Annotated in this window: 14 protein-coding genes; 10 read left to right on the forward strand and 4 right to left on the reverse strand. The window is 47.2% G+C overall.

All coding sequences use genetic code 11. From position 1 onward, the window contains the following. Positions 1-7 precede the first annotated feature (7 nt). The 5 genes from HRE53_RS32815 to HRE53_RS32835 all read left to right on the forward strand — a co-directional run bounded on the left by HRE53_RS32815 (position 8) and on the right by HRE53_RS32835 (position 5,400). Positions 8-2,866 carry a M23 family metallopeptidase gene (locus HRE53_RS32815; protein ID WP_235112704.1) on the forward strand — a complete coding sequence of 953 codons (2,859 nt, stop codon included), beginning with the start codon at positions 8-10 and terminating at the stop codon, positions 2,864-2,866. Next, the gene (locus HRE53_RS32820) at positions 2,802-3,032 is read left to right on the forward strand and encodes a M23 family metallopeptidase (protein WP_235112706.1); all 231 of its coding nucleotides are present in this window, start codon (positions 2,802-2,804) and stop codon (positions 3,030-3,032) included. Before HRE53_RS32815 ends, HRE53_RS32820 begins: the two co-directional genes overlap by 65 nt. Positions 3,033-3,167: 135 nt before the next feature. Further along, the gene (locus HRE53_RS32825; protein ID WP_235112707.1) at positions 3,168-3,488 is read left to right on the forward strand and encodes a hypothetical protein; all 321 of its coding nucleotides are present in this window, start codon (positions 3,168-3,170) and stop codon (positions 3,486-3,488) included. Positions 3,489-3,844: 356 nt separating this feature from the next. Beyond that, positions 3,845-4,861 (forward strand): hypothetical protein, encoded by a 1,017-nt coding sequence (locus HRE53_RS32830; protein WP_235112710.1) that lies wholly within the window; start codon positions 3,845-3,847, stop codon positions 4,859-4,861. Between the two features lie 116 nt (positions 4,862-4,977). Further along, positions 4,978-5,400 carry a helix-turn-helix domain-containing protein gene (locus HRE53_RS32835; protein WP_235112004.1) on the forward strand — a complete coding sequence of 141 codons (423 nt, stop codon included), beginning with the start codon at positions 4,978-4,980 and terminating at the stop codon, positions 5,398-5,400. Between the two features lie 337 nt (positions 5,401-5,737). Here the strand turns inward: HRE53_RS32835 and HRE53_RS32840 are convergent, their stop codons facing one another. From HRE53_RS32840 to HRE53_RS32850, 3 genes are read right to left on the reverse strand one after another with little or no spacing between them, the layout of a single operon-like run. Beyond that, complete coding sequence (locus HRE53_RS32840) at positions 5,738-5,977, reverse strand: hypothetical protein (RefSeq protein ID WP_315876972.1); 240 nt, start codon at positions 5,975-5,977, stop codon at positions 5,738-5,740. A 19-nt stretch (positions 5,978-5,996) separates the two neighbouring features. Continuing rightward, positions 5,997-6,533 carry a transposase gene (locus HRE53_RS32845; protein WP_235112712.1) on the reverse strand — a complete coding sequence of 179 codons (537 nt, stop codon included), beginning with the start codon at positions 6,531-6,533 and terminating at the stop codon, positions 5,997-5,999. After that, a complete protein-coding gene (locus tag HRE53_RS32850) occupies positions 6,517-6,801 on the reverse strand; it encodes a hypothetical protein (protein ID WP_235112713.1) in 285 nt (94 codons plus the stop codon). Before HRE53_RS32850 ends, HRE53_RS32845 begins: the two co-directional genes overlap by 17 nt. 74 nt (positions 6,802-6,875) lie before the next feature. Here HRE53_RS32850 and HRE53_RS32855 point away from each other — a divergent pair, with 74 nt between their 5' ends. The 5 genes from HRE53_RS32855 to HRE53_RS32875 all read left to right on the forward strand — a co-directional run bounded on the left by HRE53_RS32855 (position 6,876) and on the right by HRE53_RS32875 (position 11,357). Next, positions 6,876-7,631 (forward strand): IS630 family transposase, encoded by a 756-nt coding sequence (locus HRE53_RS32855; RefSeq protein ID WP_235111995.1) that lies wholly within the window; start codon positions 6,876-6,878, stop codon positions 7,629-7,631. Positions 7,632-7,698: 67 nt separating this feature from the next. Next, a complete protein-coding gene (locus tag HRE53_RS32860) occupies positions 7,699-8,472 on the forward strand; it encodes a TraG/TraD/VirD4 family protein (protein WP_235112714.1) in 774 nt (257 codons plus the stop codon). Continuing rightward, complete coding sequence (locus HRE53_RS32865; RefSeq protein ID WP_235112715.1) at positions 8,462-8,893, forward strand: hypothetical protein; 432 nt, start codon at positions 8,462-8,464, stop codon at positions 8,891-8,893. The genes HRE53_RS32860 and HRE53_RS32865 overlap by 11 nt, the downstream gene beginning before the upstream one ends. 465 nt (positions 8,894-9,358) lie before the next feature. After that, positions 9,359-10,876 carry a hypothetical protein gene (locus HRE53_RS32870; RefSeq protein ID WP_235112716.1) on the forward strand — a complete coding sequence of 506 codons (1,518 nt, stop codon included), beginning with the start codon at positions 9,359-9,361 and terminating at the stop codon, positions 10,874-10,876. Between the two features lie 244 nt (positions 10,877-11,120). Further along, positions 11,121-11,357, forward strand: coding sequence for a hypothetical protein (locus tag HRE53_RS32875; RefSeq protein WP_212665875.1), 237 nt, complete (start codon positions 11,121-11,123; stop codon positions 11,355-11,357). Positions 11,358-11,918: 561 nt separating this feature from the next. Here the strand turns inward: HRE53_RS32875 and HRE53_RS32880 are convergent. After that, positions 11,919-12,329 (reverse strand): site-specific integrase, encoded by a 411-nt coding sequence (locus HRE53_RS32880; RefSeq protein ID WP_235112717.1) that lies wholly within the window; start codon positions 12,327-12,329, stop codon positions 11,919-11,921. Positions 12,330-12,414: the final 85 nt, after the last annotated feature.

The following is a 12,414-nucleotide window of genomic DNA, read 5'->3' on the forward strand; positions in this document are numbered from 1 at the left end:
TCAAGCGATGTCCTACCCTCATCGCCTCCATCGTGATCGCAGCCTCCCAGACCCTTCCCGTCTGGAGTCAGGCCCAACCAGTCGGGACTATCCCGCCCCAGAACTCGCCAACGTTCCTGGGCTAATCTACGATCCACCCCCTGAAGCTCAAGGCGTTTCCTTCTCTAATCTCCCCGGTGCTAGCTCCTCCGGTTGGGTCGTCGTCGATGACCCCAACCTCAGCTATGACCCCAACCGAGCTTGGCCCGCAGGAGCCACCCCAGACAAAATCATCAAATTTGGAGACCTAAAGCAAAACCCTCAATTTGCAGGCTTCACCCAACACAGCCTCAGAGACTTCAATGAAGCCATCGGCACCGACATCGGAGGAGTACCCATCGGCCAGATTGAACTAGTCAATGGCCTCAACCTTGAACAAGTCAAAGACATATACAACAACGGCGATATCAAACTCAAAGACTCCGCTCCCCTATTCCAATCCGTCGTCGGAGTCGTCCTCGATCCCACAGGTGCCCAGAAGCAGCTTCAACGCAATGCCCTGAGTACAGGCAAGAAAGTCCTGATCAACGAACTGAACAAAAACCCAGCCCTCAAAGATATTCCCTTTGAAGACCTCCTAGATGGCGACTGGAAAGGGGTCATCAAAGAAGGAGAACAGGTCCTACTTCGAGAAATTGGCAATGACCTTCCTTCAGAGCTGCGCCGATTACCCGTAGGCTCACTCACCATCGAAGTCATCGAAGGCAACTGGGAAACCGCACGGCAACGCGCCCAAGCCTATGCCATTGATGAAATCCAAAACTTCACCCTCAACGAAGTCATCAAAGAATTCCCCGAACTCAAGCAAGTGCCCATCGGTGGCATCGTCCATATTGCCAATCAGCCCTTAGACCAAGCCTTACCCCAACTGGCAGACCTGGCCCTAGAGCGATTCCCCGGCATAGAAGACAAGATCCTAAGCTCCGTCCCTGGCCTCGGTGATACCGCCCTTGGCTCCATCGTCGCCCCGATCATCTTCAATATCCTTGCCGGGGATATCTTTGGTCGGTTCGATATCGCCCATAGTGGTCAAGATGGAGCAGAAGAACATTACGGTAGGCCCATCAGTGGCGGCACCCCTGACGGAAAATTCAAACCAGAGCATGGCATCAAGAGTGCCACTAGCAGAAGCAAGCGACCCAAAAGAGGGTTTCCCCGGTTTGAGATGGCACCCCTAGAACCAGGGACCACCATTCTCGGTGATCCACTTCTGGGAAAAGAGTGGATGGGTCGAGATCAGGAAGTCCCCGGATGCAAAGGCTTTCTCTGCCTATTTGGAAATAAAGAACGAGCAGGCATCAAGCCCTTTGGCAATGGCTCCCTCACCAAATTCAGCCTGGGAAATATCACGGAATACGATGATAAACCCGCAGAAGCTCGGCTATGGGTAGACTTCCAAATCTGCGTCACCATCCTATTTGAGAAGCACTGCACCGCTCATATCTTCAGCTTCAAAACCCCGTGGAAAGTCAAAGTGGGGGGCATCTTCCCGATCCTGGCTCGGCGTAAAGTCCAAGACTACTTTCCAGGGATTAACGAGAAAGCGAGAACCATTAACTTCTGCCAAGCCCCTGACTTCTTAGGAGGGAATACGACAGCAGCAGCAGGGAACAGTTCTCCACCCCAAGGAGAAGTAGAAGCCTTTGAACGATTCAAGTCAGATTCAGCGGACCTGGGCTTAAGCATTGACCGAGATCAGCAAGGTCGTTTACTGGTGAATGAAGAGAATGAGAGTGCGACTTTAGCCTGGGTTGCACAGGAAGCTGGAACCTATGGATTTGAGGTAAATGAAGCAGACAATGGCACGATAACCTTTAATTACACGGGTGTAACTCATCCATCGCCATCCAACAGTGAAACCACCAGTAATGATGGTTTTTCGGGTGTTTACCAAGGGACACTTCGGGGTCAACAGGACAACAGCAGTTTGCAAGCTGACGCTCAATCTAATGGCGTTCAGCTTCAGCCCATTGATGGGTCCACGAATGCGCCGAAATTGGATGGTATACCGGGTAGACCAGGGGCAGTCAGTAATTCTGGCAGCACAGCCACCAAACCCTCAGATCCTCAACATAACCTCAGACAGTATCTCGCCCGCATTGCCTTGGGTGAGTCCTTTGGGGGAACGGATATTGACGCCAATCCTGATACCGGAGCGTATGGGGAATATCAGTTTATCCCTGAGACACGAAAGACGATATTGGATCGGTATGGGGTAGATGCCTGGTCAACGAATAAAGCCGAACGCGATCAGGCGGCAGTGGCATTGATCCAGGACTTCTCGGGTCAAATAGGGACCGATATCATGGGCCTGATTGAGGCTGGTGACTTTGCCGCCGCTGATCTACTGCTAGGTCGGCCCGTTCCTGGGAAAACCAAATACGGCCAGTTTACGAGCCTGCCGGGGGGAGCTGAACAGCATGAGATATGGAAAGACCCGGCAATCTTGGCTCAATATGGTCCGAATGGGGATGCAGGGCAGAATCCATTGTTGGCTGCAATCAATACGAATGCACAGCGGTGTAATCCTGCGTTGTTGGCAAGTGCCAATCCTGGGCAGTCGGGCATTATCCAGCCTGAAGGAAATGGCATTGCAACTGGTGAATTTGTTAATCCTACACCTGGTCATCCGGTTACTAGCCGATATGGTCCTAGGAGCCTCGGCTGGCATGGCGGCATCGATGTTGGTTTACCTGTGGGCAGCCCTGTCAACGCTTCTGACGGTGGTATCGTTGAAGAAATCGGGTATGAAGCTGGTGGGTATGGCAATTTTATTGTTGTCAACCATAAAAAATGGCTATTCCACGCTTTACGCCCACCTAAGTGAAGTACAAGTTAGGGCAAATCAAAAAGTCACGAAAAGCACACCAATCGCCCTCAGTGGTAACACAGGGCGAAGTACTGGGCCTCACCTACACTTTGAAGTAGTTAGGACAGTCAATGGTGTTACACCCCGTAAAGGGGGGCACAATCAACCCCGAATTTTTAGTTGACTTCAATTGACAAGGACATTTGGCTCCATGAAATTCAAACTGCTTTTGCCCCTTAGCATACTACTTGCGTCTATTCCCCTGTCGGCTAGAGCTGATGTTAATAGCTGCACTCAGCAGCTTATCACCTCAAAAAAAGTGTTCAGCCCTTGGGCATTCACAGGCGGCGATCACGTTGCAAAAACTGAACACAACGGAGCAAATTACCACCTGATCTACCTAGCGGATGAGGCGGGCCGAGAAACTACCGTTGTTGTAAAAGAAAATGCATCTGTTTGTGAAGCTGCCTTTTACAGTCCTACGGGGAGCGGCCCAGAAGCTGAGGAAGTCTTACCTGGTCCCGTGTTCAAGGCTTTAATGCCAGCGGCAACGGCCCGTAACAAAGCAAGGTTTGAGCAAGAAGAGGCCCGTAATCGTCAGCTTGTGGAGGAGTTCAAGAGACAGCAGAAGAATCCATAAGCCTAATATGTATTGCGTAGATACTACCTCGGCTTATGTCAAAACACATCTAGCAACCAGCGTCGCCCCTGCCCAGACCTATACAGCCTAAACAGTCTTTTTGGTCTATCCAAACCATTGTGATCATGGGCGCGGTAATGCTGGCGTTTTTGGTTTTTTATGCAACTACAACCTCAAAGTCTAAAACCAAAAATCCCCAAAAAGATGCCAGATGCACTGGTTGCAATCAATGATCAAGATTGATGTGAGTCGGTCTTCATAGACATTCCTGGTCTTCCTCCAACAACACTGAATTTGCACCCCACAATACAATCTGCCTATGTTCCCATTAGAACTCTCTAATGGGAATTTTCTGTATGCCCCAACAAACCACCCAACCCTCATCAGACTACAGAGGGTTCCACAACATTCCCCTCAACTACGGCTGGCTCACCGTAGGCTTCCTCAGCCTCGTCTTTATCATCTGGCTGGGCACCCTCAACAAACGCAGAACTCAAATTCCCGAGGGAATGCCAAACGCCAGAGAAGCCACCCCCAAAGAAATCAAAGAAGGGTCCAACAAAGCCAAACTGATCCGAGCTGAAGGCGACATTGAAAAATCCGCGATCCAACTCAACCCCGAAACAGGCATCACCCTTGGTCCCGTCAACCCCGGTGGCCTCGTCTCAGGTAAAAGCGGTGGTGGAAAGACCGCAAACTTTGCCCTTCGTGTGATCGAATCCCTAGCCGAAGATGGGGCCGCAATGGTCATCGGTGACATCAAAGGTGAACTGATGGAGGCAACAGCCGCCTATCTCCACGACCTTGGCTATGACATCCACTTTCTCGCCCCAGGCATCAAAGAAGAATCAAAATACTCCGCAGAAAAGCTCCCCTTCTCCGGTGGCCTCAACCTCCTCGACCTGATCGAGAGTGAAGAAGACCTTGCAGGCACCCTTGAACTGACCCGAGGCATCAACATCAACGCCGTCGAGAACTATGAGCGTAGACATCAATACTTTGGTCCCCAGTCTGACCTTATGCAACAGTCCATGATGCTGGGAGCTAAAAGCAGTGAATATGCCGACATGCTCATGGTCTGGGAACTCATGGGCCTTAACAACATTGCCGAACGCTTAGCCGCAGCCAAAGACAACGACAAAATGGGGAAAGGGCTACCCTACTTTATGACTCATTTAAGTCGAGGACTAAGAACCGTTGCCAATAGCTCCAGTAGCGCGAACCCTGGTCCCACCATTCAATCCACCGCTAGCCAGAACTGGGTGCAATTCCTCGACCCCGAGATTGCTAAATGCATGACCAAGACCACCATTCCCTTAGATCTGACAGGTAAACAAGCCATCTTCTTCCGCATCAACGAAGACCAGCTATAGATCTTCAGAAAAGCATCCGTGGTTTTAGCGACACTACATCTTCATTAAATATAGTAACTAGCTCCTGATACTCTTAGCTCTGGCAAGGATTTCAAGATTATCAGAGGTCATCCAGTATGCTCGCACAATTCAAACTGCGCTTTACCCAATCAACACGCAAAAAGATTGAAGCTAAACTGCGCCAGGCATACGGGAGTCAGAATTTACGTCTGGTCAAACGTATTAGTGCTTTATTGCAGCTTGGTCAAGGTGGTTCAGTGGCACAGGTAGCTGAAACATTGGCACTAGGCGAACAAACGCTCAGGGATTATCTGCATGCATTTCTAAAACGAGGTATCGCTAGCTTTAGATACAAAGCGTCTCAAGGACGTCGCAGCAAACTCACTCCACGGCAACGACAACAGCTCAAGTCATGGATTAAAGCAGGTCCGCTCAAAGCTGGATACGAGTGTGGTTGTTGGAGTGCAGTCATGTGGATTGTCAACCGGAATGTAAAAATATGCCTTTCAATTTCAGCAAGAACTAAACCCAACCTCTAAATAATGACAAAGATGGGTAAATTTAGTTGGAATACCTATTCTGTTCAATCTAGATATTTAGCCTTGTAATCTACCACCTCCAATACTCTAATTTGGAAGAAAATATATTGAAAGGACTTCCTCGACTTGCAGTCATTCGTAAGTCATAGTCGTAACTACGCTACATATTCCTGGTTCGTTATAGAAAGGTCTGTGCCCTATACATTAGTAAGTGGTCAGTATACTGCTCACAGCACTCCAACCTGGGTCACAGTAGTAGGAAATTGTCGATACTGTCTTTCCGTAAGTTGTTTCTTCCTGTTGAATTTTACCTTTGTGATAGGGCTATTTAAGATATTTACAAGGGGGTATCTGGATATCCTAATTGGTATTCCTCACCCTTTTGAAAAGCGGCCCGAATTCGTCCAATTAGTTTTCGAGCAACAGCAACAATAGCCTTCTTCTTTCCTGTTCTCGGAAAAAGCCTATTAAAAAACTGAGCTAAAGCTTGGTCTTTTTCAATGGCTCTCCAGGCAATCTGAATTAGGATACTTCGGACTTGAACATTGCCCTGATGAGTAATATGTCCCCTATGGATCGTTTCACCACTGGAATGTTCACTGGGGGGTCAGACCTGTGTAGGAAAATAATTGGCGCTCATTCTTAAACTGAGACATATTCCCCAGCTCATTCGATAACACCCGAGCAGACTGTGGCCCAACTCCTGGAGCAGAGCGGTAGGTCTTTTCGTTAGGATCTTCTTTGGCTTGCTGTTTGAGTTCTTGCTCAATTTTCTTGATTTCTTCTTCTAAATTTTTCCAGACGCTCCAATAGGCAGTAATCACAATTGCCAATTCTTTTGATGGAGAATTAGCTAGAGTTTCTGTGACAAGTTTATGAGTCATCTCACGAGTTTCATCAGCATCAATTAAACCAAATTGATGAAACTTCATCCTGATTTTATTCTTAACGCTTGTGCAATCTCCAACAAGCTGTTTCCTTGTCCGACTCAATAACCGATGTGCTTCTTCTTCCTCGCTAGGAATGCGAATCCCCTTTAAGCGCTTTGCTTCCAAAAGCGTTGCCAGCTTGAGAGCATCACGTTTATCTGTTTTGACGCGATTGTTTACAGCAACTTCAATTCCCCGCAGCATTCACTACGATATTCTGGATGCCATGTGCTTCGAGTTCTCGATGCAATACAAAACCTGAAAACCCAGCTTCATAAGCACTATAGATCGTAGCACCATCAAAATATTTGAGGAGTTGTTGGGCTAATGATTGTGGTGAGGCTTTCGTTGTCCATTTCTTGACGACCTCCTCCTCGAACCTAGCAACAACTGTATAAGTCTTCTTGTGTACATCAATCCCAATGAAGACTTCTTTCCCAACATATGATCTTGCTTTGGTATTTTTCTTCATGACGGAACTCCTTGATGTCAAATCATAGAAGTAAATGTATTCCTAGCATTTAGGCTTGCACCTTACTGAGTGCAATGCAATCCATCATAGAAACATTAATGGTTCAAGACCTGATTGCGAAACGCTTCAATGTTTCCTATCATCCCCATTATGTGAGTACTCTACTGAGGAACTTAGGCTTTTCATTTCAAAGAGCACGGTTTGTTGCAGCTCATCTCAATGAAGCCAAGCGACAAGAATGGATGACACACAAATGGCCTGAGATTTTGCGTTTATCAGCAGCCAAAGATGCCCTAATTTTATTTGGGGATGAGGCCAGTTTTGCGCAGTGGGGGTCGTTAAGCTACACCTGGAGTCTTCGTGGAGAGCAGCCAACATTGCCCACCAGTGGTAAACGGAAGGCTTACAAGGTGTTTGGATTAATTGATTATCATTCTGGTCAGTTCTTCTATCAAGGTCAGACGGGACGCTTCAATTCTGAAGGGTATACTGCTTTTCTAACTCAAGTACTCCAGCAGACTCACAAGCATATTATTCTCATTCAGGACGGGGCTAGATATCACACCAGTAAAGCAACTAAGCAGTTCTTTGACCAGCAATCCGCTCGCCTTACTCCTTTCCAATTACCCACATATTCTCCTGACTTCAACCCAATTGAATTCTTGTGGAAGAAACTCAAAAAACGCAGCACACACCTACGGTTCTTCAAGCAATTTGATGACTTAGTTCAGCAGGTCGATGAGGGGCTACTGTACTTTAGTCAGACTCCCAATGAAATTACTGTCTTAATGGGCAAATATTGCAAAACCTTGGGTACACAAGCTGCCTAGCTAATCACGGATCTTTATCTGTAGATCTATAGAAGCCACCAAGACCTATTTAGCCGCTGCCCAACATATGCTGATCAAGCGCAACATCAGCTATACCCGCAGACGCCAGAACAATCTCGGCGTGATCATCGAAGAAGCCAGTTTCACCCTCTATCCCAATGCCAAGAAATGGTCAGCCCTCGGACGGCAAAATGGTCTCTTGATGTGGATGATTTATCAGCAAGAAGAACAGATGCAGGAACTCTATGGCGAGAAGCGCTGGGAAAGCATCGCCGCTAACCTGCCAACCCGGATCTATATGAACCAAGGATCCTATAAAAGCAATCAAGTCATCGCCAATCGCTTAGGCAAGAAAACCATCATCAGCACCACAGAAAACGAGTCCTTCGGTTCCAACCATTCCAGAAGTCGCAACGACAGCTTTCAGCAAGTGGATTTGATGACCGCAGACCGCTTAGATGCCATGAAGAAACCAGGGCAATGCATCATCGTCGATGCCTCCACCAACGGCCACCCAATCATCTACGAAAAGACCCAGCTTCCCTATGACGAGAACAGTCCCCAAGCCAAGATTCGGAAGCAGTGTGAAGTCGCATGGCGAGAGGATATTCTGCCCAGCTTACAAGAGGAACATCAGAAGCACTTTGGGGATATCAATATCCAAGTGGCAATGGAGAATAGAGCCGCAGCCGCCGAGGATCTGCTACCACCAGAAGACTACTATGCCATCGAAGAAGAAGCCGCTGAAATTGACGCAGAGGAAGGCACTGATGATACCCAGGCAGATAAAACCACTGATGTAGACGAAGACGAACAGGAGGATATGAGCGATGCAGCCTAGTCAAGACCAGACCTTAGAGCGGGATGCTGATAAAGGAATGCACCTGGCCCAGGAAGGTGTAGAAAAAGGGGCCAAGCTCACGGCTCAAACCCTGCGAATTCTGAGGGCACAACTCGCTAAGTTCAATAATCGTGTGTCCATCAAATTTGAGTCACGGGCTGATGATATCGCCAACGTCAAAGCAGGGATGAAAGGAGGGCTGAAAGGGGCACAGCTCAGGCAAATTGTTAGAGCTGGCAACTCCATTAAGGAAGTGGCTCAGCGCACCCAGTCAGCAGAGAAAGTGAAGCTGTATGAGGACCGAGTAATGTCCAGGGCACAACATGAGCTAAATCGAGACAAGGTAGAGCAGCGTCGATCCCAGCAATCGGACCAGTCTCAGAAGCAGAGTCAAAAGCAATCTCAGTCGATGGAGATGTGAAGCTGAGATGTAATTCAATTATTGGTTATTTAACCGCAACGTCGAATGCAATTACGATCTGCTGGATGGCATGAGCATGAGTTGGGGTTTAGGTTATCTTGGATAGGGTTTATTGCAGCTTTACATGAACTGCTTGTTGCTAGGGAACCCATAGAAAGGCTTATTGCACTAATCAGGCTGATCAAGCAATATTTCATGAGATTGAAATCCTAAAATGACTTAGAAAAACGGTATCACTGTAACTATGTGAATCATCAATATTTTACGTTTGTTGATGTCAAGAACTTATGCGAATTTTGATTGCCTGCTTTTCTCTCTGCTCCAAGAATTTATTTGGTTTATGTCTCAAATCTCTCACCATCAGCGCGATAAATAACAGTCTTTAAGCCTATCCCAGTCTCAGGATTTGGGTCTTTAGAGTCATTCTGCCTATGTTTCATAGGTAAACCTCTCGCGAGGGTTGAAATGTCTACCTTCAAAGACCTATACAACACGGCAAAGGAGGCAGAGGATGTCGCCTTTGCCGTGTCCCCGATCCCCCTTGGATTCGTCAAGAGTGGGATTCAAAACGTCGGTGTGCCCTTAGCCGTGACAGCAGTCGCCACCCATACCCCCTTTGTCGCACCCTTAGCAGGCACCGCTATCAAGTGGGGGAGTGATGCCTTTCAGTCCGGTACTCACTCTTTGGCCCAACAGGCCATGAGTAACTTTGGGGAATCCGTCATGTCTGGACTCCCAGCCTTTGGGGGGATTCAGACCAGCTTTGATTGGATTTCATCAGAATCTTCTCAGGTGATGTTGGCAGGTCAGGATATGGTCACCCATGCCGTGGGATCTGTGGGTACATCTCTGATGTTGGGTCGCACAGTGGCTAATTCTGCCGTCGTTGCCTTTCAGAAGATTCGACCCATGACCATCAACGAGGTGATCGCGAATAGTCAGCGGGCCTTAGATCGCACCCAAGAATTCTTGACCAGTGCTGCAAGTCATATCCGTCAAATCGGAATCCATGCTGAATTATTTGTAGAACAGGAGTTTGCAAAATTGTCTAACACCGAAGACCAGACTACTCAGGTTCAGCCTACTGAATCTCCAGAGCAAGGTGCAGTTATGGCGATAGATAAAACACAAATAGAACCCCAACTCAAAGCAGCGGCTCAAGTCGAATCAAACGGCACCCAGCCCGAAATCAACGTTCAGCCCTCTGAGAATGGCAATGGTCATACAGAACGGGGTACACAGGCCAATATCTTTGAGGCCGCAGTGGAGACGGCTGCTAATGTGGTCAATCCGATTCGTTCAGAATCTTCTGAAGAGGCAGAAGATTATGCATTGGGCCTAGTGGATAAGCTAGCCTCAAACAATATGAACGTGGATCGGCTGTATATCAAGATGGATGGCATTGACATCTTCAAAATGAAGAACGGTGCCCCAGATCCGTCCACCTCGATTACCGACTCTCAACGAGACGCCTTGCAGCAAGCCTTGGAAGACCCCGCAGCCTTTGGGGGGAATCTCGTCATCAAGCAGGGTAATAAAGTCTTGCTGAACATCAAAGAGGGTCGGATACTGCACAATCCGTTGGGTTTAGCCAAGCAATCTCTGAGTGCTGAAATGGAAACGAAGGGGCAAGTTCAACAGCAGTCTAATCAAGCGGCCAAGGTTGAGGTTCCGAATAATCCTGCTGAAGGTCTGTGGTCTAAGTATGGGGCGAATGTTTCACCTGGCTTGAAAGGAGTCAAGCTAGCGGCAGATAACGCCTTAAAGGATGGCCTTAAGCCCAAGGAAGTGCGGGCGATGGTGGGTCAGTCTGCTCACTTCCAAGGTCTGAAAGCAGACAAAGGGGAATCAGTGGCAGAGAAGGTCATTGCCCGCACCGTGAAGACCGCTCAGGCTAGAGTGGCCCAGCAACAGCGACCCCAGCAGAAAGCACAGCAAAAAGAGGAACAGAAGCAGGCCGCAGTGATGGCACCTGGCCTCTAATTAAGTGCCATTGGCAAACCTTTCAACCTCTTGATCCGGCAGCGATTGAGAGGTTTCTTTTTGCAATAAAAAGTATTACTTGGAGGAGTCGTAGGAGCTTTGCCGTGAAGATGTTTGTACTTCACCCACAAAACTAAAACCGGACCTTAAGATCAAGATTGCCGTACATCATTAAAAAAAGATGAAAGTAAGATGTATGGCAGTCAATGTACAAGCACCAATAGTATTAGGCGGTTTAACTTTAATGTCACCTCCCCTTCTCCGCCAACTCTGGCAAATGATTGAAGAGATTCCTCAGTACTCCCTAGAAAGACTGGATGATTCAGGTTTGGTGAGCTGGGTGCTGTCTCATCTAGAACAAAATAAAAGTCTGAAAACAGACGAACGAGCAGCCGCTGAAAGCTATTTATATGATCACATGATGCTGATTCGTGATATTGCTGAATCACAACAACTTCATCATGGTTCACTAGCAGGCTGATTCACTAGAAATGGATAGGGTGAAAGAGCAAAGTACATAACACTCCATCTATGCAAAACCGCCAGCGAATAAAACCGTAGAGACTCAAAAACAGCCCTGAAAAGATAACGAACAAGACTGCAAAGAACCAAGTCAGTCTAGATATTTGATGGATCAGAGCAGTTGTTTTAGTCATCATTCACACGATATAGATTATTGCCTGGAGAGTGCTAGCAACAGAAGAGAGCGAAACTAGCTGTGTCTTTCTCAGACACAGCCTACTCAAGTGATTCGTTAAGGGAGAATTAGGTAACGAGTCGTAAATTAAGCACTAGCATTTACCTTAGAATTTATCTGCTTATTCCTAGCCTAAAAAGGTCACAAGAAAGTACTGGAAAACTAAAGCGTCAATTGTTATAAATAGGCCATCACAAGCCTAATTTGACATCAGTAAAACAGGTAGATGCATAAAACTCTAATTATGAAAATAGTGTACAGCTAGTTCTTAACAAACTATAGATAAGTTAACCTTGATTTCATAATATGTTGAATTCAAAGTGAGAAAGACAGCAGATTCAGGATTCATTTCAAGGCAGCTAATACTTTTTCATTCTTAATTTCTTTTTCAGTGGCGAGGAATAGGAAGAACTTCTTGAGGGCTACGCGCAAATCGCTTTCTGTGGAGGAATCCCAGACCTTACGCTTATACCACTTCCTGAAATGGCTATTGACCATGCCTTTGGTGATGTCCTCGATGGCTTCGACATCGGTATAGCCGCAGATGAAGTGAATAAATAGCTCGATGATGTTGGTGTGTTTTCTGACGGTCTTCTTGGAATATTTGGCAGATAGGAAACCCGCAAAGTCTCGATTGAACTGTTCGAGAGACTGTCGGAAAGGCGCTCTGGCCTCTTCTGCGGCTTGCATGGCTTCCAGATACTGATCCATTTGATTTGCTGGAATAACCACTTTACCTGTATAGACTTTTGCCATTCTGCTGTCCTCCTGTGAGTGGTTACGGATCATGCAAGTGCTGTTGACAGCAACTTAAGAGTATTGATAGTTTATTCCCCAATCT

Source organism: Acaryochloris sp. 'Moss Beach' (genome assembly GCF_021497025.1).
In the GTDB taxonomy this organism is placed as follows: domain Bacteria; phylum Cyanobacteriota; class Cyanobacteriia; order Thermosynechococcales; family Thermosynechococcaceae; genus Acaryochloris; species Acaryochloris marina_A.

Coding starts and splice junctions, on each gene's coding strand:
- HRE53_RS32815 (WP_235112704.1), top strand. CDS start 8: ATGTCCTACCCTCATCGCCTCCATCGTGATCGCAGCCTCCCAGACCCT.
- HRE53_RS32820 (WP_235112706.1), top strand. CDS start 2,802: ATGGCAATTTTATTGTTGTCAACCATAAAAAATGGCTATTCCACGCTT.
- HRE53_RS32830 (WP_235112710.1), top strand. CDS start 3,845: ATGCCCCAACAAACCACCCAACCCTCATCAGACTACAGAGGGTTCCAC.
- HRE53_RS32835 (WP_235112004.1), top strand. CDS start 4,978: ATGCTCGCACAATTCAAACTGCGCTTTACCCAATCAACACGCAAAAAG.
- HRE53_RS32845 (WP_235112712.1), bottom strand. CDS start 6,533: ATGCTGCGGGGAATTGAAGTTGCTGTAAACAATCGCGTCAAAACAGAT.
- HRE53_RS32850 (WP_235112713.1), bottom strand. CDS start 6,801: ATGAAGAAAAATACCAAAGCAAGATCATATGTTGGGAAAGAAGTCTTC.
- HRE53_RS32855 (WP_235111995.1), top strand. CDS start 6,876: ATGCAATCCATCATAGAAACATTAATGGTTCAAGACCTGATTGCGAAA.
- HRE53_RS32860 (WP_235112714.1), top strand. CDS start 7,699: ATGCTGATCAAGCGCAACATCAGCTATACCCGCAGACGCCAGAACAAT.
- HRE53_RS32865 (WP_235112715.1), top strand. CDS start 8,462: ATGCAGCCTAGTCAAGACCAGACCTTAGAGCGGGATGCTGATAAAGGA.
- HRE53_RS32870 (WP_235112716.1), top strand. CDS start 9,359: ATGTCTACCTTCAAAGACCTATACAACACGGCAAAGGAGGCAGAGGAT.
- HRE53_RS32875 (WP_212665875.1), top strand. CDS start 11,121: ATGTCACCTCCCCTTCTCCGCCAACTCTGGCAAATGATTGAAGAGATT.
- HRE53_RS32880 (WP_235112717.1), bottom strand. CDS start 12,329: ATGGCAAAAGTCTATACAGGTAAAGTGGTTATTCCAGCAAATCAAATG.